The sequence below is a fragment of the Sphingomonas sp. JUb134 genome, assembly GCF_004341505.2.
In the GTDB taxonomy this organism is placed as follows: Bacteria; Pseudomonadota; Alphaproteobacteria; order Sphingomonadales; family Sphingomonadaceae; genus Sphingomonas.
Genome location: NZ_SLYP02000001.1, coordinates 3,193,433 through 3,216,889 on the forward strand (window position 1 = coordinate 3,193,433; position 23,457 = coordinate 3,216,889).

29 protein-coding genes and 1 tRNA gene are annotated in these 23,457 nt (G+C 69.5%); 20 read left to right on the top strand and 10 right to left on the bottom strand.

Annotation, left to right across the window (positions count from 1 at the left end):
- Window positions 1–78: 78 nt before the first annotated feature.
- From EDF69_RS15010 to EDF69_RS15035, 6 genes are read right to left on the bottom strand one after another with little or no spacing between them, the layout of a single operon-like run.
- On the bottom strand, window positions 79–336 hold the full coding sequence (locus tag EDF69_RS15010) for a ribbon-helix-helix domain-containing protein (protein ID WP_132883141.1): 258 nt from the start codon (window positions 334–336) through the stop codon (window positions 79–81).
- The gene (gene cobT, locus EDF69_RS15015) at window positions 333–2,162 is read right to left on the bottom strand and encodes a cobaltochelatase subunit CobT (protein WP_132883163.1); all 1,830 of its coding nucleotides are present in this window, start codon (window positions 2,160–2,162) and stop codon (window positions 333–335) included. Before cobT ends, EDF69_RS15010 begins: the two co-directional genes overlap by 4 nt.
- Window positions 2,162–2,548, bottom strand: coding sequence for a type II toxin-antitoxin system VapC family toxin (locus tag EDF69_RS15020; RefSeq protein ID WP_132883140.1), 387 nt, complete (start codon window positions 2,546–2,548; stop codon window positions 2,162–2,164). The genes cobT and EDF69_RS15020 overlap by 1 nt, the downstream gene beginning before the upstream one ends.
- A 3-nt stretch (window positions 2,549–2,551) precedes the next feature.
- Window positions 2,552–2,830, bottom strand: a complete 279-nt coding sequence (locus EDF69_RS15025; protein WP_132883139.1) for a type II toxin-antitoxin system Phd/YefM family antitoxin — start codon at window positions 2,828–2,830, stop codon at window positions 2,552–2,554.
- A 52-nt stretch (window positions 2,831–2,882) separates the two neighbouring features.
- Entirely contained in the window at window positions 2,883–3,887 is a 1,005-nt protein-coding gene (gene cobS, locus EDF69_RS15030) for a cobaltochelatase subunit CobS (protein WP_125959888.1), read from the bottom strand.
- A 59-nt stretch (window positions 3,888–3,946) separates the two neighbouring features.
- Window positions 3,947–4,609, bottom strand: a complete 663-nt coding sequence (locus EDF69_RS15035) for a winged helix-turn-helix transcriptional regulator (RefSeq protein ID WP_339538601.1) — start codon at window positions 4,607–4,609, stop codon at window positions 3,947–3,949.
- Window positions 4,610–4,694: 85 nt separating this feature from the next.
- On the opposite strand from EDF69_RS15035, the gene EDF69_RS15040 reads away from it, so the two are divergent.
- From EDF69_RS15040 to EDF69_RS15070, 7 genes are read left to right on the top strand one after another with little or no spacing between them, the layout of a single operon-like run.
- Window positions 4,695–5,123, top strand: coding sequence for a VOC family protein (locus EDF69_RS15040; RefSeq protein ID WP_132883137.1), 429 nt, complete (start codon window positions 4,695–4,697; stop codon window positions 5,121–5,123).
- A 1-nt stretch (window position 5,124) separates the two neighbouring features.
- Window positions 5,125–5,355, top strand: a complete 231-nt coding sequence (locus EDF69_RS15045; protein WP_132883136.1) for a DUF4287 domain-containing protein — start codon at window positions 5,125–5,127, stop codon at window positions 5,353–5,355.
- Window positions 5,352–6,041, top strand: a complete 690-nt coding sequence (locus EDF69_RS15050; protein WP_132883135.1) for a glutathione S-transferase family protein — start codon at window positions 5,352–5,354, stop codon at window positions 6,039–6,041. Before EDF69_RS15045 ends, EDF69_RS15050 begins: the two co-directional genes overlap by 4 nt.
- Window positions 6,038–6,751 (top strand): DUF1428 domain-containing protein, encoded by a 714-nt coding sequence (locus EDF69_RS19960; protein ID WP_132883134.1) that lies wholly within the window; start codon window positions 6,038–6,040, stop codon window positions 6,749–6,751. Before EDF69_RS15050 ends, EDF69_RS19960 begins: the two co-directional genes overlap by 4 nt.
- A gap of 9 nt (window positions 6,752–6,760) precedes the next feature.
- Window positions 6,761–7,543 carry a VOC family protein gene (locus EDF69_RS15060; protein WP_132883133.1) on the top strand — a complete coding sequence of 261 codons (783 nt, stop codon included), beginning with the start codon at window positions 6,761–6,763 and terminating at the stop codon, window positions 7,541–7,543.
- Window positions 7,540–8,034, top strand: coding sequence for a VOC family protein (locus EDF69_RS15065; protein ID WP_132883132.1), 495 nt, complete (start codon window positions 7,540–7,542; stop codon window positions 8,032–8,034). The genes EDF69_RS15060 and EDF69_RS15065 overlap by 4 nt, the downstream gene beginning before the upstream one ends.
- Complete coding sequence (locus EDF69_RS15070; protein WP_132883131.1) at window positions 8,031–8,504, top strand: SRPBCC domain-containing protein; 474 nt, start codon at window positions 8,031–8,033, stop codon at window positions 8,502–8,504. The genes EDF69_RS15065 and EDF69_RS15070 overlap by 4 nt, the downstream gene beginning before the upstream one ends.
- Before the next feature lie 9 nt (window positions 8,505–8,513).
- Here the strand turns inward: EDF69_RS15070 and EDF69_RS15075 are convergent, their stop codons facing one another.
- A complete protein-coding gene (locus tag EDF69_RS15075) occupies window positions 8,514–9,119 on the bottom strand; it encodes a DnaJ domain-containing protein (protein ID WP_132883130.1) in 606 nt (201 codons plus the stop codon).
- 35 nt (window positions 9,120–9,154) lie between these two features.
- On the opposite strand from EDF69_RS15075, the gene EDF69_RS15080 reads away from it, so the two are divergent.
- The 12 genes from EDF69_RS15080 (at window position 9,155) to EDF69_RS15135 (ending at window position 18,629) form a co-directional block, all read left to right on the top strand.
- Window positions 9,155–9,439 (top strand): BolA family protein, encoded by a 285-nt coding sequence (locus EDF69_RS15080; protein WP_132883129.1) that lies wholly within the window; start codon window positions 9,155–9,157, stop codon window positions 9,437–9,439.
- A gap of 5 nt (window positions 9,440–9,444) precedes the next feature.
- Window positions 9,445–10,152: a glutathione S-transferase gene (locus tag EDF69_RS15085; protein WP_132883128.1), complete on the top strand. Its 708-nt coding sequence runs from the start codon at window positions 9,445–9,447 to the stop codon at window positions 10,150–10,152.
- A gap of 60 nt (window positions 10,153–10,212) precedes the next feature.
- The gene (hisG, locus tag EDF69_RS15090) at window positions 10,213–10,875 is read left to right on the top strand and encodes an ATP phosphoribosyltransferase (RefSeq protein ID WP_125959900.1); all 663 of its coding nucleotides are present in this window, start codon (window positions 10,213–10,215) and stop codon (window positions 10,873–10,875) included.
- Complete coding sequence (gene hisD / locus EDF69_RS15095; RefSeq protein ID WP_132883127.1) at window positions 10,869–12,155, top strand: histidinol dehydrogenase; 1,287 nt, start codon at window positions 10,869–10,871, stop codon at window positions 12,153–12,155. Before hisG ends, hisD begins: the two co-directional genes overlap by 7 nt.
- Window positions 12,156–12,196: 41 nt before the next feature.
- Window positions 12,197–12,712 carry a transcription antitermination factor NusB gene (gene nusB / locus EDF69_RS15100; protein ID WP_425336653.1) on the top strand — a complete coding sequence of 172 codons (516 nt, stop codon included), beginning with the start codon at window positions 12,197–12,199 and terminating at the stop codon, window positions 12,710–12,712.
- Window positions 12,713–12,743: 31 nt separating this feature from the next.
- The gene (gene thiL, locus EDF69_RS15105; RefSeq protein ID WP_132883126.1) at window positions 12,744–13,661 is read left to right on the top strand and encodes a thiamine-phosphate kinase; all 918 of its coding nucleotides are present in this window, start codon (window positions 12,744–12,746) and stop codon (window positions 13,659–13,661) included.
- Window positions 13,662–14,244: 583 nt separating this feature from the next.
- Window positions 14,245–16,407, top strand: a complete 2,163-nt coding sequence (locus tag EDF69_RS15110; RefSeq protein ID WP_132883125.1) for a sodium-translocating pyrophosphatase — start codon at window positions 14,245–14,247, stop codon at window positions 16,405–16,407.
- 150 nt (window positions 16,408–16,557) lie between these two features.
- On the top strand, window positions 16,558–16,776 hold the full coding sequence (infA, locus tag EDF69_RS15115) for a translation initiation factor IF-1 (RefSeq protein ID WP_003049127.1): 219 nt from the start codon (window positions 16,558–16,560) through the stop codon (window positions 16,774–16,776).
- A 10-nt stretch (window positions 16,777–16,786) separates the two neighbouring features.
- Window positions 16,787–17,356 carry a Maf family protein gene (locus EDF69_RS15120; RefSeq protein ID WP_132883124.1) on the top strand — a complete coding sequence of 190 codons (570 nt, stop codon included), beginning with the start codon at window positions 16,787–16,789 and terminating at the stop codon, window positions 17,354–17,356.
- Window positions 17,357–17,360: 4 nt separating this feature from the next.
- Window positions 17,361–18,344 carry a ribonuclease gene (locus tag EDF69_RS19830; RefSeq protein WP_132883123.1) on the top strand — a complete coding sequence of 328 codons (984 nt, stop codon included), beginning with the start codon at window positions 17,361–17,363 and terminating at the stop codon, window positions 18,342–18,344.
- A complete protein-coding gene (locus EDF69_RS15130; protein ID WP_132883122.1) occupies window positions 18,322–18,522 on the top strand; it encodes a DNA gyrase inhibitor YacG in 201 nt (66 codons plus the stop codon). Before EDF69_RS19830 ends, EDF69_RS15130 begins: the two co-directional genes overlap by 23 nt.
- Before the next feature lie 31 nt (window positions 18,523–18,553).
- Window positions 18,554–18,629, top strand: a tRNA-Phe gene (locus EDF69_RS15135).
- 58 nt (window positions 18,630–18,687) lie between these two features.
- On the opposite strand, the gene EDF69_RS15140 is transcribed toward EDF69_RS15135, so the two are convergent.
- Together EDF69_RS15140 and EDF69_RS15145 are read right to left on the bottom strand one after the other, a co-directional pair.
- Window positions 18,688–19,110 (bottom strand): DUF2147 domain-containing protein, encoded by a 423-nt coding sequence (locus EDF69_RS15140; protein ID WP_132883121.1) that lies wholly within the window; start codon window positions 19,108–19,110, stop codon window positions 18,688–18,690.
- On the bottom strand, window positions 19,107–20,270 hold the full coding sequence (locus EDF69_RS15145; RefSeq protein ID WP_165890011.1) for a cytochrome P450: 1,164 nt from the start codon (window positions 20,268–20,270) through the stop codon (window positions 19,107–19,109). The genes EDF69_RS15140 and EDF69_RS15145 overlap by 4 nt, the downstream gene beginning before the upstream one ends.
- A gap of 23 nt (window positions 20,271–20,293) precedes the next feature.
- Here EDF69_RS15145 and EDF69_RS15150 point away from each other — a divergent pair, with 23 nt between their 5' ends.
- On the top strand, window positions 20,294–20,893 hold the full coding sequence (locus EDF69_RS15150) for a TetR/AcrR family transcriptional regulator (RefSeq protein WP_132883120.1): 600 nt from the start codon (window positions 20,294–20,296) through the stop codon (window positions 20,891–20,893).
- 1,171 nt (window positions 20,894–22,064) lie between these two features.
- Here EDF69_RS15150 and EDF69_RS15155 read toward each other — a convergent pair.
- Window positions 22,065–23,435 carry an HlyD family type I secretion periplasmic adaptor subunit gene (locus tag EDF69_RS15155; protein ID WP_165890010.1) on the bottom strand — a complete coding sequence of 457 codons (1,371 nt, stop codon included), beginning with the start codon at window positions 23,433–23,435 and terminating at the stop codon, window positions 22,065–22,067.
- Between the last annotated feature and the right edge of the window lie 22 nt (window positions 23,436–23,457).

A 23,457-nucleotide genomic window follows, 5' to 3' on the forward strand; every position in this document is an offset into this window, starting at 1 on the left:
GAAATTTCCCCCCAATGCAGTTGTCGCAGCACTGCTATTGCGAGGAGTTTGCAGAGTCAACGCTATTGCGAGTGACTATCAGCTTTGTATCAAGATGTCGCTGAGTAGCCAGGAGCGCAGCGCACTGGCGAGGTTGGGCGGATCGTCGGACTGGATGCGGGCGGCGTCGATGGCGGCGATCAGCGCGTTGAGCGGCAGCGCACGCGCCGCCGCCGCCCGTTCCAGCGTCTGCCAGAACAGCGGCTCGAGGCTGATGGAGGTCTGGTGCCCGGCGATCGTCACCGATCGCTTGACCGGCCCGGCGAAGCCGCCCGCCGGCGGCTCCACGTCCTTCACGGCGTGTCGAACAGGGCGGCGAGCTGGTCGATCATCGTGCCGGCAAGCTGCTCGGCATCCATGATCGTCACCGCGCGCGAATACCAGCGGGTCACGTCATGGCCGATGCCGATCGCCACCAGCTCGACGGGCGACCGCCCCTCGATCCAGCCGATCACCTGCCGCAGGTGCTTTTCCAGATAGCTGCCCGAGTTCACCGACAGGGTGGAATCGTCCACCGGCGCGCCGTCGGAGATGACCATCAGCACCTTGCGGTCCTCCGGCCGGGCGATCAGCCGCCCGTGCGCCCACAGCAGCGCCTCGCCGTCGATATTCTCCTTGAGAAGCCCCTCACGCATCATCAGGCCCAGCGCCTTCTTGGCGCGGCGCCACGGCTCGTCGGCCTGCTTGTAGACGATGTGGCGAACGTCGTTCAGGCGGCCGGGCTGCGGCGGGCGCCCTGCCGCCAGCCACGCCTCGCGCGACTGGCCGCCCTTCCAGGCACGCGTCGTGAAGCCCAGCACCTCGACCTTGACGCCCACCCGCTCCAGCGTGCGCGCCAGGATGTCGGCACTGATCGCCGCGATCGATATCGGCCGCCCGCGCATCGATCCCGAATTGTCGATCAGCAGCGTCACCACCGTGTCGCGGAACTCGGCCTCGCGCTCGATCTTGTACGACAGCGACTGGCCGGGGTTGATGACGACGCGCGCCAGCCGAGCGGCGTCGAGCATCCCCTCTTCCTGGTCGAAGTCCCAGCTGCGCGACTGCTGCGCCATCAGCCGTCGCTGGAGCCGGTTGGCCAGCTTGGTCACCACGCCCTGCAGCTGGATCAGCTGCTGGTCCAGATAGGCGCGCAGCCGATCGAGCTCGTCGGAGTCGCACAGCTCGGTTGCCGCCACCACTTCGTCGAACGCGGTCGTGAACGCCTTGTAGTCGAACTGCGCCGGCTGGTCGGACCAGTTGCGGTTCGGGCGCACCGGCATCATGCCCTCGCCCTCGTCGCCGGGCTCGCCCTCGCCATCCTCGGCCGCGTCGTCGTACCGTTCCTCGCCCTCGCCGCCTGCGTCCTGGTCGCGCCGGTCCTCTCCGCGCGCCTCTACCTCGCCCTCGCCGCCAGGCTGCTCCTCGGCCTCACCGTCGTCGCCCTCGTCCTGCGACTGATCCTCGGTGCTCTCGTCTTCCTCGCCGCCCTCGTCGCTGTCCTCGGGCTCCACCTCGCCCTGCACCAGTTCCAGGCCCTCGAGCATGCGCGTGGTCGCACGCGCGAACGCCGCTTGGTCGCCCACGCTCGCCGCCAGCGCATCGAGCGCCTCGCCGGCCCGCTCCTTGATCCAATCATGCACCAGCGCCATGCCCGGGGCCACCGACGCCGGCGGCAGCTTGCCCGTCAGCCGCTCGCGCACCATCAGGCCCACCGCAGTCGACAGCGGCACCTCGGCTCGGGTGCGCGCCCGCGCGAGCGGATCGGAACGCAACCGCATCGCCAGCGCCTGGTCCAGGTTGTCGGCGATGCCCGCATAGCCCTCGGACCCCAGTGCCTCGACGCGTGCGGTCTCCGCCGCATCGAACACCGCGCGCGCGACCGCATCGGCAGGGGCGTTGCGCGCATGCAGCGCATGGTCGTGCAGCCGCATGCGGAGCGCGAAGCCGTCGGCAAAGCCGCGCGCCTCCGCCACCTGCTCGGGCGGCAGCGCGCGTGCGGGCATCGGCACCTTGATGTGCCGACCGGATGCCGCGGGCGCATCGGCGGTGAAGCCAAGCTCCACCTCCGCATCGCCCGAAAGCGCGCGCGCGGTGCCCCGCAGTGCGTCGCGGAACTGGTCGAGAAGCGTGTCCGTCGCCATTACCAAAGCGTCTCGCATCCGAACGCCGCAAACTGCGGGTCCTTTGTGATCACAATCAGGCCTTCCGTCAGGCCCTGCGCCGCGATCAGCCGGTCGAACGGGTCGCGATGCTCGCTCTCCATCAGCCCGGCCGTGCGGCAATGGTCGTGCCGCAGCGGCAGGTGCGTCATGCCGTCCGCCGCCACGGCGTCTTCGAACTGCCGAAGCGGCTCGGCCATTGCCGCCAGGCGACTCTGACGTACCTTCAGCGCGATCTCGAACGCGGAGATCGGGCTCACGAACACGTGCGCCGCCCGGCTTGCGATCGCGTCCTCAGCCGCTTGCGAGAGCTTCGGGTCCTGAAGCCACCACCAGATCAGCGCATGCGTGTCGAGCAGATAGGCCAAGCGTCAGAGATCCGCCAACGTGCCCGCAAAGCGGTCCAGTTCGGCATCGCTGTATTCGGGCTCGAACCAGATGTCGCTGGGCACGTCCTTGCGCAGGTGCGCGAACCGGCCGGGGCGGCGCGGCTCCTGCTTGGGCGGCGCTACCGGCACCAGCTTGGCATAGGGTACGCCCGCCTTGGCGAGCACGATCTCCTCGCCCGCATGCGCACGGTCGATCAACCGGGAGAAGTGGGTCTTCGCCTCGTGGACATTGTAGATCTTGTGCGGGTCGGCCTCGGCCATCGCGCGCCTCCACGTGGGTGGACCAATGAGTTAGTCCACCCCCTCCCGGGGTTCAACCCTTCTTCGCCACGCTTTCCGGCAGGTCCTTGCCGAACACGCGCTGGTAATATTCCGCCACCAGCCCGCGCTCCGCCTCGTCGCACTTGTTGAGGAACGACAGGCGGAAGGCGAAGCCCACGTCCTTGAAGATCAGCGCGTTCTGCGCCCAGGTGATGACGGTGCGCGGGCTCATCACGGTCGAGATGTCGCCATTGATGAAGCCGCGGCGCGTGAGCTCTGCCACGCGGACCATCTTCTGCACCGTCTCCTTGCCGCCGGCCTGGTCGTATTCGCCCGACTTGGCGAGCACGATGTTCGCCTCGGTCTCGGCCGGCAGGTAGTTGAGCGTCACCACGATGTTCCAGCGGTCCATCTGGCCCTGGTTGATCTGCTGGGTGCCGTGATACAGCCCGCTGGTGTCGCCCAGGCCCACCGTGTTGGCCGTCGCGAACAGGCGGAAATACGGGTTCGGGCGGATCACGCGGTTCTGGTCGAGCAGCGTCAGCTTGCCCTCCGTCTCCAGCACACGCTGGATCACGAACATCACGTCCGGGCGACCGGCGTCATATTCGTCGAACACCAGTGCCGTGGGGGTCTGCAGCGCCCAGGGGAGCAGGCCCTCGCGAAACTCGGTGACCTGCTGCCCGTCCTTCAGCACGATCGCGTCGCGGCCGATCAGGTCGATGCGGCTGATGTGCGCGTCCAGGTTGATGCGGATCGACGGCCAGTTGAGCCGCGCCGCGACCTGCTCGATGTGCGTCGACTTGCCGGTGCCGTGATAGCCCTGCACCATCACGCGGCGGTTGTACGCAAAGCCCGCCAGGATCGCGAGCGTGGTGTCCGGATCGAACACATAGGCGGGATCGGCATCCGGAACGCGCTCGTCGGCGATGCTGAAGGCCGGCACCTTCATGTCGGTGTCGATGCCGAACACCTCGCGCACCTCCACGGTGCGGTCCGGTGCGTCGAGGACGGTGGTTTCGCTGCGGTCGAGCTGGAGGTCGGAGGTGCTGGTCATGAAAGCCTTTCGTGCCCTTCGCCGGGGGCTTGGCCCCGCTTTAGGACGAACGCGGGGCCTTACTCAACGGCCACCTTGTCCGGCAGGGCGAAGAGAGTGACGAACCGCTCCGCGACCGCACGGTTCCCTTCGACGCGAAGCATTCCCGCCTTCTCGGCTGCCGTCAGCGGCATGCCGCCGTAGATCACCGGCAGGAAGGCGGACGGCGTGCCCGCCAGCACCGCCTCCATGCCATGCATCGGCCCCCGCGCCACCTTCAACTCGCCCTGCGCCAGCCGGGCCTCGAACGTCTCCTCGCCCGTACGAATGCCGGCGGCCGCCTGCCAGTCGCCCGCCCGCCCCGGCACCAGCAGCATGCGCAGCGACAGCAGCAGCGACACGGGCGAGAACGGCAGGCTCGGGTCATGCGCCGGGGAGCGCAGCGCCCAGCGCGCGAGCGCCAGGATCACCGGCTCGCTCTCCCGTCCCCAAGGCGTGAGTTCGTACACCTGGACATTGGCCGGCGACGGCAGCCGGCGCCGTCGCACGATCCCCGACCGCTCCAGCGAAGCGAGCCGCTGGGTTAGCACGTTGGCGCTCAGTCCCGGCAACCCACTGCGCAATTCCCCGAACCGCCGCGGCCCCAGCAACAGCTCGCGCATGATCAGCAGCGCCCAGCGCTCGCCGACGAACTCCATGCCCAGCGCCGCGCCACAGGCGTCGTCGTACCACCGCTTTTCCACGTTAGTTATTTTTTGTGACTCCATAGTTGTCAAAGGTAAGTAGCAGCGGCATGCTGGTCAAACAACGAGTCGGAGAGGATGTCTGATGCCCCGCGCGATCTTCGTGAACCTGCCGGTTGCCGACGTGGCCAAGGCCACCGCCTTCTACGAAGCGATCGGCTTCGAAAAGAACCCGACCTTCTGCAACGAACAGGCTTCGGCGATGGTCTGGTCGGACAGCATCTACGTCATGCTGCTCGACCATGCCTTCTACCGAACCTTCACGAACAAGGAGATCATCGAGGCACGGACGCACAGCGGCGCCCTGCTCGCACTCTCCTTCGACAGCCGGGCGGAGGTGGACGCGATCACCGAGGCCGCGATCGCCGCCGGAGGCACGGAGATGCACGATCCCGAGGATCTCGGCTTCATGTACAGCCGCGCCTTCGACGATCTCGACGGCCACGGCTGGGGCCCGTTCACCATGGACATGGCGGCCGCGACCGCCACCCAGGCCCAGCCGGCAGAGGCGTGACATGTCCTTCCAGGCCTATCTCGACACGATCGAGCGCAACACCGGCAAGACGCCCGCGGATTTCCGCGCGCTCGCGGCGTCCCGCGGCCTCACCAGCGAAGGCGGCATCGCGCCGGGCGTGAAGGCGACCGAGGTCACCGACTGGCTCAAGGCCGATTTCGGCCTGGGCCACGGCCACGCCATGGCGATCTATGCCCTCCTGAAGGGCAAGAAGAAGGAGGGAGACGCATGACCCCGCCCGTGATCACCGCCTATGACTGGGTCCCCGATTTCGCGCGCGGCCTGGTGCGCGACCTGCCGGTGCGCTGGGCGCTGGAGGAGACCGGGCGGCCCTACACGGTCCGCTACCTGCCGCAGGGAAGCCAGAAGGGGTCGACCCACCGCGCGCTCCAGCCGTTCGGACAGGTGCCGACCTATGAGGACGGCGATCTGGTGCTGTTCGAATCCGGCGCAATCGTGCTGCACATTGCACGCAGCGGCAGCGGCCTGCTTCCGGCCGACCCCGCAGGCCAAGCCCGCGCGATCCAATGGATGTTCGCCGCACTCAACAGCGTCGAACTGCCGATCGCCGACTTCGGCATGGCGTCGCTGTTCGAGCGTGACATGCCCTGGGCGAAGGACCGGCTGCCGGTGGTGCGCGCCCGCGTGCAGGACCGGCTCGGCGACCTCGCGGCGCGGCTGGGGGAGGCGGAATGGCTCGACGGCGACTTCTCCGCCGGGGACCTGATGATGGTCTCCACGCTCCGGCAGTTGCGCGGCAGCGGGTTGGTCGAGGCGCATCCGGCGCTCGCCGCCTATGTCGCCCGCGGAGAGGCTCGGCCCGCGTTCGGCCGCGCGCTCGACGCGCAGCGGAAGGGCTTCACCGGGCAGCCGCCGCAATCCGCGGCGATGCTCGCCATGCAGGAAGAGGACGCATGACCTTCATCCAGGGCTTCGTCGCCGCGGTGCCCACCGCCAATCGCGACGCCTATCGCGACCATGCCGCCCAGGCGCTGCCGCTGTTCAAGGAGTTCGGCGCCCGCCGGATGGTCGAGGCCTGGGGCGACGACGTGCCCGACGGCACGGTCACCGACTTCCGGGGCGCGGTGCAGGCAAAGGACGACGAGACCGTCGTGTTCAGCTGGATCGAATATGCCGATCAGGCCGCCTATGATGCGGCGCTCCAAGCCATGATGGACGATCCCCGCATGGAGGACATGGCCGAGATGCCGTTCGACGGCAGCCGCATGATCTTCGCCGGCTTCGATCCGCTGCTCGACGAGGGGCCAGGCGGCGCCACCGGCTATGTCGACGGCTTCCTGATCCCCGTGGCACCCGACCAGAAGGACGCCTTCTTCGACCTGGCGCGCCGGGCGGCGCCGGTCTTCCTCGAACATGGCGCCACCCGCGTCGTGGAGGCCTGGGGCGACGACCTGCCCAACGGCAAGCGCACCGACTTCAACCGCGCGACCAAGGTGACGGACGGCGAGAAGGTGGTGTTCGCCTGGATCGAATGGCCGTCCAGGGAGGTGCGCGACACCGGCCAGGCCAAGGTGATGGGCGATCCGCGCATGCAGGATCCCGGCACCGTCCCGTTCGATGGCAAGCGCATGATCTTCGGCGGCTTCCTCCCCATCCTCGACCAATAGGAGCATCCCATGCGCAATCCGCACGGCTTTCCGATCTGGTACGAACTGCTCACCCCCGATCCCGACGCTGCGCGCGGCTTCTACGAAGCGGTGATCGGCTGGAGCGTGGGTGCGCCCATGTCTTCGGCGCTGGATTATCGGCTGCTCGACACCGGCCAGGGACAGGTCGGCGGCATGATGCGCCTGGCGCCCGAGATGGAAGCCGGCGGCGCCCGTCCCGGCTGGCTGTTCTACGTCGGGGTGGACGACGTGGATGCGACCGTCGCGAGGATCCAGGCGCTCGGCGGCAGCGTGCACGTCCCGCCGCAGACGATGGAGGGCGTCGGCCGCTTCTCGCTGGTGGCCGACCCGCAGGGCATCTCCTTCTACGTGATGCGCGGCGAAATGGACGAGGCGAGCCATGCCTGGCAGGCGAGCGGCCCGGGCAAGTGCGGTTGGAACGAACTGACCACGCCCGACCAGGCCGGCGCCCTCGCCTTTTATGCCGAGGTGTTCGGCTGGGCCTATCCCGATCGCATGCCGATGGGCGACATGGGCGACTATGTCTTCGTCGAGGCGGGCGGCGAGATGATCGGCGCGATCATGCAGTGCCCCGCCGATGCCCCACCGCCCGCCTGGCAGTTCTACTTCCGCGCAGCCGACATCGACGCCGCCGCGGCCGCGGTAGTGGCGTCCGGCGGCATCGTCCACATGGGCCCGATGGACGTGCCCGGCGACGAGCGCATCATCGTCGCCAGCGATCCCCATGGCGCCCAGTTCGGCGTCGTCGCCTCGGCCAAGGCCGCAGCATGAGCACCCCGGCGAAAGTCGTCGCCTGCCTCTGGTACGACGGCTGCGCGGAGGAGGCCGCCCGCTTCTACGTCGACAGCTTCGACGACAGCCGCATCACCGACGTCCACCGGGCCACCACCGACTGGCCGGCGGGCAAGGCGGGCGACGTGCTGACGGTCGGCTTCACCATCGCAGGCAACGCCTTTCTCGCGCTCAACGGCGGGCCGGGCGTCGCCTTCACCGACGCGATTTCCTTCCAGCTGATGACCGAGGATCAGGCCCAGACCGATCGCTATTGGGACGCCATCATCCAGGGTGGCGGCACGGAGATCGCCTGCAGCTGGTGCCGCGACCACTGGGGCGTCCGCTGGCAGATCGTCCCGCGTGCCCTGATGGACGCGCTGGCCGATCCCGATCCGGCCGCCGCCGCCCGCGTGATGCAGGCGATGATGGGCATGGTGAAGATCGACATCGCCGCGATCGAGGCGGCACGACGCGGAGACGCCGTATGAATCACGAGCTCGCCATCGAACGCGTCCTCGACGCGCCCGTCAGCGCCATCTGGCAGGCATGGCGCGAGCATCTGGCGGAATGGTGGTGTCCACTTCCGTGGCGCACCGAGCTCCACGCGCTGGAACTCCAAGCCGGCGGCCGCTTCGCGACGACGATGATCAGCCCGGACGGCGAGCGTCACGACGACGAAGGCCTGATCCTGGAAGCCGTCCCCGCGCAGCGCGTGGTGCTCACCAACGCGCTCCTCCCCGGCTGGCGTCCCCAGCCCGGCAACCCCTTCCCCTTCATCGGACTGTTCGAGTTCACGCCCGAGGGCGCGGGCACGCGCTACCGTGCGGCCGCCCGCCATTGGACGGCAGACGACTGCGAGAAGCACCGCGCAATGGAGTTCGAAACCGGCTGGCTTGCCGTCGCGGCGCAGCTGGAGGCAGTCGCCCGCCGGGTGGCCGGGTCACCGGCAAAGGCATGACCGATGCCGTCAGGCGAACGCCGCCGACCCCTTGAGCTGCTGATAGGCGGCGATGACCTTTTGCAGCGCCCCTTCATGGCTTCGATCGCCGCCGTTACGATCCGGATGATACTGCCGCACCAGCTCGCTGTAGCGTTTGCGCAGCGCCGTGCGGTCGGCATCGACCTCCAGCCCCATGACCTTCAGCGCCGATCGGTCGCCCGGAGTCAGCGGCCGCCCATCCTTGCGCTCGGCCCGCACGTTCGCCTTGAACTTCGCGCCGATCGCATCGAGCGGATCGGCAAAGTCCGCCCAGCGCGGGCCCCGGTCGCCGCCCGCGCTCGCAAAGGCACGCGTCTCCCGCTCCCAGCCGGCGTAGGGCCGCTGGGCGTCGTGGATCTCCTCGACGGTCATGCCCGCGAAATAGTTATAGCCGGCGTTGAACTGGCGGACATGGTCCAGGCAGAACCAGCGATAGCCTGCCGGCCGATCGCTACCTTGCGGCGCGCCTTCCAGCGGCGGCGCGCGAAACTCGCCCGCCTCGACGCACCCCGGTGCCTCACAGGCCCGCCCACTCTCCACTCGACCATGGAACCGCGTGTTCGGCCGGTCCTTCCCAATCTTCTCGCGTGCCACGCGACTCCCTCATGCAAACCCACTATATAGGCGCGATGCAGACCACCGCTACCGGCCCCATCGCCTCCGAAATCACCGCTCGCCTCACGGAGGCGCTTGCCCCGACGCATCTCGAAGTCATCAACGACAGCGGCCGCCATGCCGGCCACAGCGGCGACAACGGCACCGGCGAATCCCACTTCACCGTCGTGGTCGAAAGCCGGGCCTTTGCGGGCCGCTCGCGCGTTGAGCGCCAGCGGCTGGTGAACCAGGCCCTGTCCGACCTGCTCATAGACCGCGTCCACGCGCTGGCAATCCGGGCCCGCGCTCCAGGAGAGTAGCGCCGATGTCGTACAATCTTTGGTACTGGCCTGAGATCCAGGGTCGCGGCGAGTTCGTGCGCCTGGCACTGGAAGCGGCCGGTATCGAATATTGTGACTGCGCCCGCGAACGCGGCACTCAGGCGCTGGTCGACGACATGGCCCGCTACACCCAGCGCCCGCCCTTCGCCCCGCCCTATCTCGAGCTCCAGGGCTTCGTGATCGCGCAGACCGCCAACATCCTGCTCTATCTGGGCGAGCACCACGACCTGGCGCCCTCGCGCCTTTCCGACCGGCTGTGGCTCCACCAGCTCCAGCTCACCATCGCGGACATGGTGGCGGAGGTGCACAACATCCACCATCCCGTCGCCATGGGCGAATATTACGAGGACCAGAAGGCGGAGGCGCTGCGCGCCGCCGAGCAGTTCCGGGCCGAGCGCATCCCGAAGTTCCTCCAGCACTTCGACGGCGCGGCACAGGCGAACCCTGGCGAATGGCTGATCGACCATCGCTGGACCTATGCCGACACCTCGCTGTTCCAGCTGGTCGAGGGCCTGCGCTACATGTTCCCGCGGCGCATGGCGGCGATCGAGCACGACTATCCCGCGCTGCTCAAGATCCATGGCCTCGTCCGCTCCCTGCCGGGCGTCGCCGCCTATCTTGCGAGCGATCGACGCCTGTCGTTCAACGAGGACGGCATCTTCCGCCACTATCCCGAACTCGATGGCGCGTGATCCCGGCCGGGCCCGGCCGAGTTGCGCCGGTCGCGCACCCCAAGTAAAGCCGCGCCGCTCATGACCGATCCGCTCATTCTCGCCGTCCCCAAGGGGCGCATCCTCGAAGAGGCGCTGCCGCTGCTGGCGGCCGTCGGCATCGTGCCGGAACCCGCCTTTTCCGACGAGGGCAGCCGCGCGCTGCGCTTCCGCACCAACACGCCCGCCGTGGACCTGATCCGCGTGCGCGCGTTCGACGTCGCGACCTTCGTCGCGCACGGTGCCGCCCAGCTCGGCATCGTCGGCTCCGACGTGCTCGCCGAATTCGAATATTCGGAGCTCTACGCGCCCGTCGACCTGGGCATCGGCCATTGCCGCATCTCGGTCGCCGAGCCCGCCGGCATGGCCGAGCACGACGATCCGCGCGGCTGGAGCCATGTGCGCGTCGCCACCAAATACCCGCACGTCACCCGCCAGCATTTCGCCCGCCGCGGCGTGCAGGCGGAGTGCGTGAAGTTGAACGGCGCGATGGAGCTCGCCCCCGTGCTCGGCCTCGCGCCGCGCATTGTCGACCTCGTCTCCTCCGGCCGTACGCTCAAGGAAAACGGCCTGGTCGAGGTCGAGGTGATTGCCGAGGTCAGCTCGCGCCTCGTCGCCAACCGCGCCGCCTTCAAGACCCGGCCGGACGTGGTGCCGCTGGTGGACGCGTTCCGCCGTGCGGTGATGGAGAAGACCGCATGCTGAGGCTCGACTTCACCGACCTCGATTTCGAGCGCGGCTTCGCCGAGCTCGTCGACGCCCGCCGCGAGGCCGACGCCGATGTCGCCCGCGACGTGCGCGCGATCCTCGCCGCCGTGCGCGACGAGGGGGATGCCGCGCTCGCCGCCTTCACCCGCCGCTTCGACCGCCACGATCCGGAGGAGACTGGCTGGCGCATCGAGCAGGCCGATTGCATCGCCGCGCTCGAAGGGCTCGCCCCCGATCTGCGCGCCGCGCTCGAACTCGCCCACGACCGCATCGTCGCCTACCACGCCAAGCAGCGCCCCGCCGACAGCGACCAGGTCGACGACGCGGGCGTCCGCCTGGGTGCCCGCTGGCGCGCCGTTCAGGCGGCCGGCGTCTATGTGCCGGGCGGCCGCGCCGCCTACCCGTCCTCGGTCCTCATGAACGCGGTCCCCGCCAAGGTCGCAGGCGTCGAGCGGCTGGTGATGGTGACGCCGACCCCCGATGGCGTGGTCAACCCGCTCGTCCTCGCCGCCGCCGCGCTCGCGGGCGTGGACGAGGTGTGGCGCATCGGCGGCGCGCAGGCGATCGCCGCGCTCGCCTATGGCACCGAACGCATCAAGCCGGTCGACGTCGTCACCGGCCCCGGCAATGCCTGGGTCGCGGAGGCCAAGCGCCAGCTCTACGGCGTCGTCGGCATCGACATGGTCGCAGGCCCGTCGGAGATCGTCGTGGTGGCAGACGGCGCCAACGATCCCGAATGGATCGCCGCCGACCTGCTCAGCCAGGCCGAGCACGATCCCACCAGCCAGTCGATCCTGTTCACCGATGACGCGCTGTTCGCCGATGCCGTGGCCGAGGCGGTCGATCGCCAGATCGCGACCCTCGCCACCAAAGCGGTCGCCCGCGACAGCTGGGACGCGAACGGCGCGATCGTGCTCGTCGAACGCCTCGACCAGGCGATGCCGCTGGTCGATCGCCTCGCGCCCGAGCATCTCGAGCTTGCCGTCGACGATCCCGAGCCGCTGTTCGACCGTGTGCGCAACGCCGGCTCCGTCTTCCTCGGCCGCCACACGCCCGAGGCGGTCGGCGACTATGTGGCGGGCCCCAACCATGTGCTGCCCACCGGCCGCCGCGCACGCTTCGCGTCGGGCCTGTCGGTGCTCGATTACATGAAGCGCACCAGCTTCTTGGGCTTGGATGCCGCGGCACTTGGGCGTATCGGCCCGGCCGCAGTCACGCTGGCCGAGGCGGAGGGGCTTCCCGCCCACGCCCGCTCGGTCGCGATCCGCCTTTCCTGAACTTTCCCGCCGGCGCGCGCATTCTCCTTGCGCCCCGGCCAATGGACGACCTGATCATGACCACGCCCAACCCCCGCCCCCGTGCGCTCCGCCAGGCCCGCGCCGCCGCCCGCCTCGCTGCCGTCCAGGCGCTCTACCAGCAGGAGATGGAGGGCACGCCGATCCCGACGCTGCTCCACGAGTTCCACCAGCACCGGCTGGGCGCGACCATCGAGGGCGTGGAATATGCCGAGGCGGACATCGCCTTCTTCGACGACGTGGTGCGCGGCGTCGATGCGCGCCGCGAGGAGATCGACCGCGCCATCACCGCCAAGCTTTCCGAAGGCTGGTCGCTCGACCGCCTCGACAAGCCGATGCGCCAGATCCTGCGCGCCGGCACCTATGAGCTGATCGCCCGCGTCGACGTGCCCGCCGCCGCCGTCATCAGCGAGTATATCGACGTCGCCGACGCCTTTTACGACCGCCGCGAGAAGGGGTTCGTCAACGGCCTGCTCGACGGCGTCGCCAAGACCGTGCGCGGCGGCTCGACCACCCCGGCGGACGCGCCGGAGGCGTGACGCGCCGCCCCGCCTGGGGCACAACCACCACATGACCGAGGCCGAGTTCCTGGAGGCGCTGCGCGCGCTGCCGCTCCACCCCGCCGCGCGCGGGCTCACGGACGACGCGGCGGTGCTGCCCGCCGGGACCACCCCCGCCACCGTCCTCACCAGCGACCTGCTGGTGGAGGGCGTGCATTTCCTGCCCGACGATCCCGCCGACACCGTCGCCTGGAAGCTGCTCGCGACCAACCTCTCGGACCTCGCCGCCAAGGGGGCGAGGCCGGTCGGCGTGCTGCTCGGCTATCCGCTCGGCGACGACGCCTGGGACCGCACGTTCCTCGCCGGCCTCGCGGTCGCGCTGATTCAATTCGATTGCGCACTGCTCGGCGGCGACACGGTCCGCCAGCCCACCGGCAGCCCCCGCTTCCTGTCGCTCACCGCGATCGGCCACAGCGAGGCAACGCCAGCCCGGGACGGCGCGCGGGCAGGCGACGCCTTGTGGGTCACCGGCACGATCGGCGACGCCGGTGCCGGCCTCGCCATCGCCCGCGGCGCCGAAGGCCCGCCGGCGCTGCTCGACCGCTACCGCCGCCCCACCCCGCGCCTGGCGGAAGGCCGCACGCTCGCACCGGTGGTGCACGCCATGATGGACGTATCCGACGGCCTCCTGCTCGACGCCAGCCGCATGGCCGCCGCCAGCGGCTTGGGCGTCGCGATCGACCTCGCCGACGTACCCCGCTCCGCCGACCTCCTCCGCCACGCCGGCGACTCCCCCGCCGCCCGCCTCGCCGCCGCGACTGCGGGTGACGATTACGAGCTGCTGTTCGCGCTTCCGGCCGGCGTCACGCCGCCGGTACCTGCCACCCAGGTGGGGCGCTTCCACGCCGAGCCCGGCCTCGTCCTCACCGACAACGGCGCCCCCATCCCGCTTCCAGCGCGGCTCGGCTTTCAACACCACGGCGGATAGGCAAGGCCTACCCCCGAACCCCGTACCCCAGCGAAGGCCGGGATCCAATTGCGACGCACTAGGTAACGGTACGCACCTTCGCTCCCGTCCCCCAACTGGCCCCGGCCTTCGCCGGGGTACGGGATTGCCTACGGATCGGCTTGCCCCATCACGGCGGCTAGAGCGAGAACCGTTCGTGCTGAGTAGGGGCTGAGCTTGTCGAAGCCCCGTATCGAAGCACCGCCGGGTCCTTCGATACGCCATTTCGACTTCGCTCAATGGCACCTCAGAATGAACGGGCATCCGCAGCGTCGTCACCGCCCCGCGAGGTCGGACATCCCCGTTCGTTTCGAGGAGCCGTCGAGCTTGTCGAGACGGCGTCTCGAGAAACCGGCCGCGGCTCTCTCGACACGGGCTCTCGACGGAGCTCGATCCCTGCTCAAGACAAACGGAAGGAGAAGCGCGCGGAAGGAGAGGCGCGTGCGGTCGGCGGCGCTGTTCCCTCACCCGAACGCCCTTGTGCTCCCGCCGCATCGGCATATGCTCGCGCCGATGGGTTAGACCCGACGCGCGAACGCCGGGCCACCTCGGACAGGAGGGGCAAGTGACGATCGTCTATTTCGCCATGGCATGCGGCGTCCTCGCCGTTCTCTACGGAGTCTTCACGGGCATGCAGGTGCTGCGCGCCTCCCCCGGCGACGCCCGGATGCAGGCGATCGCCGCCGCCATCCAGGAGGGCGCCGGCGCCTATCTCGGGCGCCAGTATCGCGCGGTCGCCGTCGTCGGCGTGCTCGTCGCCATCCTCCTCGTGCCAACCGTCAGCCTGCTCTCCGCGGGCGGCTTCGTCCTCGGCGCGCTGCTGTCGGGCGCGGCCGGCTATGTCGGCATGACCATTTCCGTCCGCGCCAACGTCCGCACCGCAGAAGCATCGCGCCGCTCGCTCCAGGCCGGCCTCACTCTCGCCTTTCGATCGGGCGCCATCACCGGCATGCTGGTCGCAGGGCTCGGCCTGCTCGCGATCGCCGGCCTCTTCTGGTATCTCGTCTCCGTCGCCGGCCATGCCCCCAACGATCGCGAAGTGGTCGAGGCGCTCACCGCGCTCGCCTTCGGCGCCTCGCTCATCTCCATCTTCGCCCGGCTGGGCGGCGGCATCTTCACCAAGGCCGCCGACGTCGGCGCCGACCTGGTCGGCAAGGTCGAGGCCGGCATCCCGGAGGACGATCCCCGCAACCCCGCCGTGATCGCGGACAACGTCGGCGACAATGTCGGCGACTGCGCCGGCATGGCCGCCGACCTGTTCGAAACCTATGTCGTCACCTTGGGCCTCACCATGGTATCGATCGCGCTGCTGGTGCAGGCGTCCTCCGCCGAGTTGCTCGCGCTGATGGCGCTGCCGCTGGTGGTGGGCGGCGCCTGCATCCTCGCCTCGATTGCCGGCACCTACATGGTCCGGCTCGGCCGCACCGGCTCGATCATGGGCGCGCTCTACAAGGGGCTGTGGACCACGATCGTGCTCGCGGTCCCGCTCATCTATCTCGCCTGCCGCTGGACGCTCGGCGACCTCGACCAGGTGATCGGCGGCGCCGGCTTCCTCGATCCCCTCGACGATGCGCTGACGGTCGAAGGCGCGCTCGGCACCGCCGCCACCGCGTCCACCCATTTCACCGGCATGGACCTGTTCTGGTGCATGATGATCGGCCTGGGCGTCACCGCGCTGCTGGTGTGGATCACCGAATATTACACCGGCACCCGCTATCGCCCGGTCCGCTCGATCGCGCGCGCGTCGGCCACCGGCCACGGCACCAACGTCATCCAGGGCCTCGCCATCGGGCTGGAGTCCACCGCCCTCCCCACGCTGGTGATCGTCGTCGCGGTGATCGCATCCTACCAACTCGCCGGCATCATCGGCGTTGCCTTTGCCGCCACCGCGCTGCTGGCACTCGCGGGCATGGTCGTGGCGCTCGACGCCTATGGACCCGTCACCGACAACGCCGGCGGCATCGCCGAGATGGCGGGCCTGCCGGACGACGTCCGCCAGCGTACCGATGCGCTGGACGCGGTCGGCAACACCACCAAGGCGGTCACCAAGGGCTATGCGATCGGCTCCGCAGCGCTCGCCGCCCTCGTCCTGTTCGGCGCCTACACCACCGACCTCAACCGCTTCTTCCCCAACCTCGCCGTCGATTTCTCGCTATCCAACCCGTACGTCATCGTCGGGCTGCTGCTCGGCGCGCTGCTCCCCTACCTCTTCGGCGCGTTCGGCATGACCGCGGTCGGCCGCGCGGCGGGATCGGTGGTGGAGGACGTCCGCCGCCAGTTCCGCGACGATCCCGGCATCATGGCCGGCACCAGCCGCCCCAACTACGCCCACACCGTCGACATCGTCACCCGCGCCGCCATTCGCGAGATGATCGTCCCCTCGCTGCTGCCGGTCCTGTCCCCGATCCTCGTCTATTTCGTCATCGCCGCGGTCGCCGGCCGGGCGCAGGGCTTCGCCGCCCTCGGCGCGATGCTGCTCGGCGTCATCGTCTCCGGCCTGTTCGTGGCCATCTCGATGACCTCGGGCGGCGGCGCCTGGGACAATGCCAAGAAATACATCGAGGACGGCAACTACGGCGGCAAGGGATCGGAAGCGCACATGGCCGCCGTCACTGGCGACACGGTGGGCGATCCCTACAAGGACACCGCCGGCCCGGCCGTGAACCCGATGATCAAGATCACCAACATCGTCGCGCTGCTGCTGCTCGCCGCCCTCGCCGGCACCTGAGGCGCGCCCGCGCTGCGTGGACTTTGGGCAACAGCCTCCCCATATCGGGCGCATCGGATGTGCGGCGGCCCGTGCGGGAACCGCGTCCGCCTTTCCTTTTGGCGGCGCCCGGAGTAAGGCACCGCGACTTTTCAGCCCTGCGAGGATTTTTTGGCAAAAGAAGAACTTCTGGAAATGCGCGGTCAGGTGGTGGAGCTTCTGCCCAACGCCATGTTCCGCGTCCGGCTTGAGAACGACCATGAGATTCTCGGCCACACTGCCGGCAAGATGCGCAAGAACCGCATCCGCGTGCTGGTCGGCGACGAGGTACTCGTCGAGCTGACCCCGTACGACCTGACCAAGGGTCGTATCACCTACCGCTTCAAATAAGGCCCGAGCCATGCGGCTCGTCCTTGCCAGCACCTCCCCGCGCCGCCGCGAGCTGCTGGCGCGACTCGGCGTCGTGCCCGATCGCATCGTCGGTCCGGAGATCGACGAGGCGCCGCGCCCCGGCGAACTGCCGCGCCCCTATGCGCTGCGGCTGGCCGAGGAAAAGGCGCGCGCCGTCGCCCGCGAGCCGGACGAGATCGTCGTTGCCGGCGACACCACCATCGGCGTCGGCCGCCGCATCCTCAACAAGCCTGCCGACGAAGCCGATCATCGCGCGATGCTCGGCCTGCTGTCCGGCCGCCGACACCATTGCCTGTCTGCCGTGTGCGTGATCGGGCTCGACGGCAAGGCGCGCGTGCGCGTCACCGACTCCGTCGTCGCCTTCAAGCGGCTCACCGACGACGAGATCGACTGGTATCTCCGCTCGGGCGAGGGTGAGGGCAAGGCCGGCGGCTATGCCATCCAGGGCCGCGCCGAAAGCTTCGTGCGCTTCCTGTCGGGCAGCCACTCCGGCGTCGTCGGCCTGCCGCTGTTCGACACCCGCGCGCTGCTGGAATCCAGCGGCTACCGCTTCGCCTGACGCAATGCCGCGCTGGATCGTCGAGCGCGGGATCGGCGAGACCCGCGCTGCACTGGTCGACGAAAACGCCATCCTCGAAGCCTGTATCGAGCCCGACGATAGCCTGCGTGCCGGCACGGTGCTGGCGGCCCGCCTCGCCAAGCGACTGACCCAGCGCAACGAAGGCGTCGTCGTGTGGGACGGCGGCGAGGCGATGCTCGCTCCCCTGCCCCGTGCAACGCCCGAGGGCACCACGCTGCTGGTCGAGATCACCCGCCCCCCGCTCTCCGAACCCGGCAAGCCCAAGCGCGCCCGCGCCCGCCCGGCAGCCGAAGACGCACAGCCCGGCCCCGGCCCCGACCTCCTCCAACGCCTCCCCGACGCCCAGCTGCTCGGCCGCTTCGACACGGATCTGTTGGAGGACGCCGGCTGGTCCACGCTGCTGGAGGAAGCCGTCACCGGCCACGTGGCGTTTGTGACCGGCAGCCTCACCTTCTCGCTTACCCCGGCGATGACGCTGATCGACGTCGACGGTGAGCAGGCGCCCGCCGCGCTCGCGGTCGCCGGCGCCGCCGCCGCGGCCCAGGCGATCCGCCGCCTCGACATCGGCGGCTCGATCGGCATCGACCTGCCCGACGCCGGCGACAAGACCGCGCGCCAGGCCGCCGCCGCCGCCATCGACGCTGCCTTGCCCCAGCCGTTCGAGCGCACCGCCGTCAACGGCTTCGGCTTCGTTCAGATCGTCCGCCGCCGCGCCCGCGTCTCCATCCCCGAGGTCTATGCGCACGACCCCGTCGCCGCCCACGCCCGCGCGCTGCTGCGTGTGGCCGAGCGCACCGGCGGCGCTGGCGAGCGCACGCTCACCGCGCACCCGGCGCTCATCGCCCATCTCGCCGCCCGCTCCGCCTGGCTGGCCGAGCTTGCAAACCGCATCGGCGCGCCCGTCGCCTTGCGGGAGGACGCTGCCCTCGCCATATCCGCCGGCCATGTCCAAGCGCGCTTCCCGTGATGTCTGCGCGCTGTGCGGTGCTCCCGTGGCCGCGCAGCACGCCCCCTTCTGCAGCCAGGGCTGTCGCGACCGCGATCTGCTCAACTGGCTGGGCGAAGGCTATCGCCTGCCGGGCACCCAAGCGCCGTCTGAAAGAATTTCTGCGGGCGGGCTGGACAGCGACGAATCCGCCGACTAACAGGCGCGCTCTGTCCGGTTCAGGACGGAATGCCCGGGTAGCTCAGTTGGTAGAGCATGCGACTGAAAATCGCAGTGTCGGCGGTTCGACCCCGTCCCCGGGCACCACTTCCCACATCGCGATCCTTGCCCCAGGGCTGACGCCGTGGGGCGCGGACATGCCCGGTCATTGCGCCCTCCGCCAGGATTGAGTCTGGCACAGCTTCCAGACGCAACCGGTCAGCGCCAGCGTCCCGTCCGCCTGCACTGCCAGGAAGGACTTGTAGGTGCGGCCGCTGCGCGGATCGTACACCTGCCCCTTCCACCGCGCCTTGTCCGGGGCAAAGCCGGTCAGGATCCGCAGGCTGCTCGTCGGGCGGTTCCGCAGGCTGGGATCCGGATTGTTGACGTCGGTCTTCGGCGCCTTCGGATCGGGCTTCAGGACCTTCACGATCGCGCCGCACAGCGCCGGCCCGCAGGGGGCGATTTCCACGATCGCCTGATTGCCCTCCGTCAGCCAGCGGCCGGCCGGACTGGTCGGGGCGGCCGGTGCCGCTGTCGCCAGCGGCAGCGTCACCGCAACAGCGGCGATGGCGAAGCGCGCGATCATGCCGCTGCTCCTTCGCACACGAGCGTCGCACCGCGCAGTTCATAGCCTGCGATCAGCGCGTTCCAGCCGATGTCCGGCGTGCGTGCCAGCCGGATGCCGGGGACACGCAGCAGCCGATCGAGGAAGATCGCCGCCTCTTGCAGCGCGACCTGGGCTCCGGGGCAGCGATGCTCGCCGTCGCCAAACGCAAGCCCTGCGCGTCCAACCCGTTCGGCCGGGCTTCGGTCCGGATCGAGCCGATGCGGACAGCTTCCGACGGCCGCCGCATCGCCATTCGCACCCCGCACGTCCAGCGCGACGACCTCGCTCTCGGCCTCGGTCCTGCGAAACAACATGCCCACGACGGGTTCCAGGCGCAGGATTTCCTCCAGGATCGCGATCCGCGAGCCCTCGTCGCCCGCAAGGAAGCGGTCGCGCAGCGCATCGTCCTCCAGCAGGTGCCAGCCGGCCATGGTCAGGAACTCACGCGTGGTGATCATGCCCGCCGCACCATAGGTCAGGCATTCGGTCAGGATCTCGCGCTCCGAATAGCCCTCGTCCAGCAGGTGCGAGATCACGTCGTCGCGCCGCTGCACACGCCGCGCCGCGACCGCCGGCCGGACGTCACGCAGCAGGAAATTAAGCGCGCGCAGCTGCCCGCGTGCGAAGCCGAGGATCGTCGCCAGCCACGATCCACCCTGCGGCATGCCGGTCACCAGCGCGCCCAGCCGCTTCGCCATGCCGGCGCGTTCGCTGTCGGTCAGCCCGACGATTTCCGCCGCGATCGTCACCGCCATCTCCAGCCCGAGCGTGTCCAGATCGCCGCGTCCTGTCGCCCTGAGGCGCGCGACCAGTTCGTCGCTCGTGCGCTCCATCAGCGCGCGATAGGCGGTGGTGACCACTCGCGGCGCAAAGAAGCGCGCGGTCGCGCCGCGCTGGCGCCGGTGCTCCGCCCCGTGCTGGTAGAGGATCGGAGCGCGGGTGAGCGACACCTTGTTCACCAGGTCCGCCAGGAACCCGGCCTGCCGCGCGTCGGGATTGCGCAGCAGCCCGCGGGCTTCCGCGAAGTCACGCACGACGCGCATCTGCACGCCGCCCTGTCCCGCCCGCGCGACAGCCGCCGACTTGCGGTCGTCTCGCGCCGACACGGGGCAGAAACCGGAGATCGCTTGATCGGTCATCTCGATACGCCTAGTTATGATACATGGTGGATCATAAAGTGGCGACCCCGTCGGGCAAGTCAAGGGACACAGCACACGCGGACCCCCGCATCGCCAAGTCGCGTCGCGCGCTGCACGCCGCGCTGCTCGCCCTCGTCACGGAAACGCCGTTCGAGGAGGTGACCGTGGCCGCGATCACCAAGCGGGCCGGCGTCGGCTACGCGACCTTCTTTCGCCACTATCCCTCGACGGAGGCATTGCTGGCCGACATCGCCGATCAGTGGATCGGTGAGCTTCTCGCCCGCGTCGCGCCGCTGGTGATCGCACAGGATACGCACGGTGCGGCTCTGGCGCTGGCGAGGTTCGTCGAAGCCCGCCGCCCCCTGTGCCGCGCCCTGCTCGTCGGCGCGGGAGAGGTCATGCGACGCGACATCACTACGCGCGCCATCGCCGCCGCCGGCGGTGTCGAGACGCCCGTCCAGCCATGGCTGCCCCGCGACCTGGGCATCGCCCACGGCGTCGCCGCAACGCTTGCGATCCTGCGGTGGTGGCTGGAAGCGGATCGCCAGGAGGACGCAGGAGCGGTCGCGGACATCATCGACCGGCTCGTATTCGCCCCCCTCACCCAAGCGGCCGACGCCTGAGCCCCCGGCGTTCGGCGACGACGGCGTCTAATCCGCGGCACGGCTCACGCGGCACGGCCAGGACTCCCCGCCGGAGCGCCAGAGCGGCCTGATCCGGGCGCCTTGCGCTCGGCACAGCCTTCTCTCGACACGAATAGGGACGCGAACCAGCCGCGCGGCTTGATGCAGCGTCACCTATTGGCGCCTCTGTCGGGATCGGCCGGCCGCGAACATCGCTGCGGGCCGGCACGCCGACACGCCGCGCTACGTCTTCAGCAACCCGCACGACCCGGAAGAAGCGGCGCGACCTTCTCGCCTCTAGGCAGGCGCGGTCCCGCGACCGGGAACTTCACGGCGCGCCATTACGACCCGGACCTCTCTCGTCCAAGGCAAGGTCGCTCCCCATCCGCTTCCCGCAGCAGGACCTCACCGTCGCTCACCACCTTGGGAGACCACCGCGACATGGCCCGTCCGCATGCGGCGGCTGACCTCGAACGAGCCAACCGCGCCTTCGCTGGAGGTGTGACAATTAAACGGGCCGTGCCGGCGAGCACCCATCGATCGCCTCGGAAAGCGCCATCGGACACCAGCGTCGTGTCAGACGCGTCCTGAAACCCCGAATCGGGTGCTCCGTCAGTTCTGCGACTCAGCCGGCCATCACAGCGCACTTGCCTCTCCGCCCGGCTTTCATGCGGAGGCCGGATGTCGCTGGAGCGCCGCGCAATCCTACGCTCCGAATGGAGCCCGACGAAGCTACGTCGAGGCTCCGCTGTGTTCTCCGACGAGACGTTCGCACCTGCGGAACTTCTAGCCTGCTTCCGCCGCGCTCAACGCCGCTGAATACAGCAAAGGCGCCAGTCTTACCCGTATGGGACCCAAGATCGACGCCCGTTGCGCTGCACAAATAACCTGCCCGCGGCCTAGTGTTTTCCCCGCCCGCAGCCGATGTTCAGAGAATAGCGAACAACACCAGCGACCAGATCACGGCACCGACCACAGCTGAGATAAGGAAGCTCAGTGCCAACGATGCAGGCATCGTGTCTTCAAGCTGTTCGAACGGCACCTTCATCGTCATCCTCTCCTCGGCGGGCTGCCCCGCTCTCCGACTCCACGATAGTTCCTTTCGCAGTCTCAACGGTCAAGCAAAAGATTGTGTTCCGAAACCACGACGAACGGAGTTCAGGTCGATGTTTTAATGTTCTCGAAAGCTTTGCCACAAACTCTGGTCTAGAGGCTCCAGAAGATATTGCAGCAGGGTCCGGCGTCGGAGCGGCATCAGGATTTCGACGGGCAGCCCCGGCTTGATCTCCCGCCCGCGCGCGTGGCGGCGCATGACGGCCAGGCCCGCCTCCGGCACCACCACCTCGCCCGTGTAGTAATGGGTGCCGGTCCGCTGGTCCTCGAAGCTGTCGGCGGACAAGCGGCTGATCGTGCCCAGGATCGGCGGCAGCGTCCGCGCATGGAGCGCCGGGATCCGCACTTCCGCCTCCTGCCCCACGAACAGGTCGTCGGCGTCGTCGGGCGCGATCCGCGCCTGGATCACCAGCGCCACCCGCTCGGGCACGATCTCCATCAGCCGCTCGCCCGCGCCGATCACCCCGCCCACCGTGTGCACCGTCAGCCCCACGACCTGGCCCGACGCCGGCGCCCGGATCAGCGTGTTCGCCAGCGCCTCGCGCGCCGCGCTCAACTTGGGCATCAGGTCGTTCAGCGTGAATTCGGTCGTGCGGAGCAAGTCCGTCAGCTGCTGCCGGTCGTCGGAGGTGAGCGAGCGGCTCTGCAGCTGCTTCTCGCCGATCTGCTCGCGCACTTCCGCGTCGTTCGCGCGCAGCCGCCCCACCTCGCCCTTCAGCGCGGCAGCGCTGCGTTCCAGCGCGCGGATGCGGTTCTCGCTCGCAAAGCCCTTCACCGCCAGCGCCCGCATCCCGCGCAGTTCGTCCTCCAGCAGCCGCTGCTGCGCATCGATCGCCCGCAACTGCTCGCGGATGCCGATGCTGCGCGACACCAGCTGCGCGCCCTGCTGCGCGACCACCACCCGCTGGTCGGTGAGCGCCGTCTCGCTCGCGGCGAGCTCGCGGCGCTGCAAGGCCATCGCCCGCTCCGCCTCGATACGATCGTCGCCTTCTAGGCTCGCAAAGCCCGGCGGCGGCTCCAGCGGCGCGCCGGTCAGCTGCGCCGTCAGTCGCGCACGCTGCGCCTGCAACGCGATCACCTGCGCGGTAAGCGAGCGCTCCAGGGCGCGCGTCTCGCTGCCGGCGAGTTCGATCAGCACCTGCCCCTGCGCCACCCGCTGGCCTTCGCGCACCAGCAGCGCGGCGACGATGCCGCCCTGCTGGTGCTGCACCGCCTGACGGTTTCCCGCCACTGCCACCGCGCCGCCCGCATAGGCGGCCGCATCCAGCCGCACGAACGCCGCCCAGCCCAGGAAGACGCCAAAGAACAGCAGCACCAGCAGCCAGCCGATCCGCCCCTCCCGCTCCACGCCGTCGGCGCCAGCATCGCCCGCTCCGGCCACGCCGGCCGCGCCGGTCACGCTTGCGGCGGGCACGCGTCGTGGCGCCAAGGCACCTCGGATTCCTCCCACC

Coding starts and splice junctions, on each gene's coding strand:
- EDF69_RS15130 (WP_132883122.1), top strand. CDS start 18,322: ATGTCCAAGCGCGCTTCCCGTGATGTCTGCGCGCTGTGCGGTGCTCCC.
- EDF69_RS19830 (WP_132883123.1), top strand. CDS start 17,361: ATGCCGCGCTGGATCGTCGAGCGCGGGATCGGCGAGACCCGCGCTGCA.
- EDF69_RS19960 (WP_132883134.1), top strand. CDS start 6,038: ATGACCTTCATCCAGGGCTTCGTCGCCGCGGTGCCCACCGCCAATCGC.
- EDF69_RS15080 (WP_132883129.1), top strand. CDS start 9,155: ATGCAGACCACCGCTACCGGCCCCATCGCCTCCGAAATCACCGCTCGC.
- nusB (WP_425336653.1), top strand. CDS start 12,197: ATGGACGACCTGATCATGACCACGCCCAACCCCCGCCCCCGTGCGCTC.
- hisG (WP_125959900.1), top strand. CDS start 10,213: ATGACCGATCCGCTCATTCTCGCCGTCCCCAAGGGGCGCATCCTCGAA.
- EDF69_RS15070 (WP_132883131.1), top strand. CDS start 8,031: ATGAATCACGAGCTCGCCATCGAACGCGTCCTCGACGCGCCCGTCAGC.
- cobS (WP_125959888.1), bottom strand. CDS start 3,887: ATGACCAGCACCTCCGACCTCCAGCTCGACCGCAGCGAAACCACCGTC.
- thiL (WP_132883126.1), top strand. CDS start 12,744: ATGACCGAGGCCGAGTTCCTGGAGGCGCTGCGCGCGCTGCCGCTCCAC.
- EDF69_RS15045 (WP_132883136.1), top strand. CDS start 5,125: ATGTCCTTCCAGGCCTATCTCGACACGATCGAGCGCAACACCGGCAAG.
- EDF69_RS15085 (WP_132883128.1), top strand. CDS start 9,445: ATGTCGTACAATCTTTGGTACTGGCCTGAGATCCAGGGTCGCGGCGAG.
- EDF69_RS15025 (WP_132883139.1), bottom strand. CDS start 2,830: ATGGCCGAGGCCGACCCGCACAAGATCTACAATGTCCACGAGGCGAAG.
- cobT (WP_132883163.1), bottom strand. CDS start 2,162: ATGGCGACGGACACGCTTCTCGACCAGTTCCGCGACGCACTGCGGGGC.
- hisD (WP_132883127.1), top strand. CDS start 10,869: ATGCTGAGGCTCGACTTCACCGACCTCGATTTCGAGCGCGGCTTCGCC.
- EDF69_RS15065 (WP_132883132.1), top strand. CDS start 7,540: ATGAGCACCCCGGCGAAAGTCGTCGCCTGCCTCTGGTACGACGGCTGC.
- EDF69_RS15120 (WP_132883124.1), top strand. CDS start 16,787: ATGCGGCTCGTCCTTGCCAGCACCTCCCCGCGCCGCCGCGAGCTGCTG.
- EDF69_RS15060 (WP_132883133.1), top strand. CDS start 6,761: ATGCGCAATCCGCACGGCTTTCCGATCTGGTACGAACTGCTCACCCCC.
- EDF69_RS15050 (WP_132883135.1), top strand. CDS start 5,352: ATGACCCCGCCCGTGATCACCGCCTATGACTGGGTCCCCGATTTCGCG.
- EDF69_RS15150 (WP_132883120.1), top strand. CDS start 20,294: ATGGTGGATCATAAAGTGGCGACCCCGTCGGGCAAGTCAAGGGACACA.
- EDF69_RS15140 (WP_132883121.1), bottom strand. CDS start 19,110: ATGATCGCGCGCTTCGCCATCGCCGCTGTTGCGGTGACGCTGCCGCTG.
- EDF69_RS15145 (WP_165890011.1), bottom strand. CDS start 20,270: ATGACCGATCAAGCGATCTCCGGTTTCTGCCCCGTGTCGGCGCGAGAC.
- EDF69_RS15040 (WP_132883137.1), top strand. CDS start 4,695: ATGCCCCGCGCGATCTTCGTGAACCTGCCGGTTGCCGACGTGGCCAAG.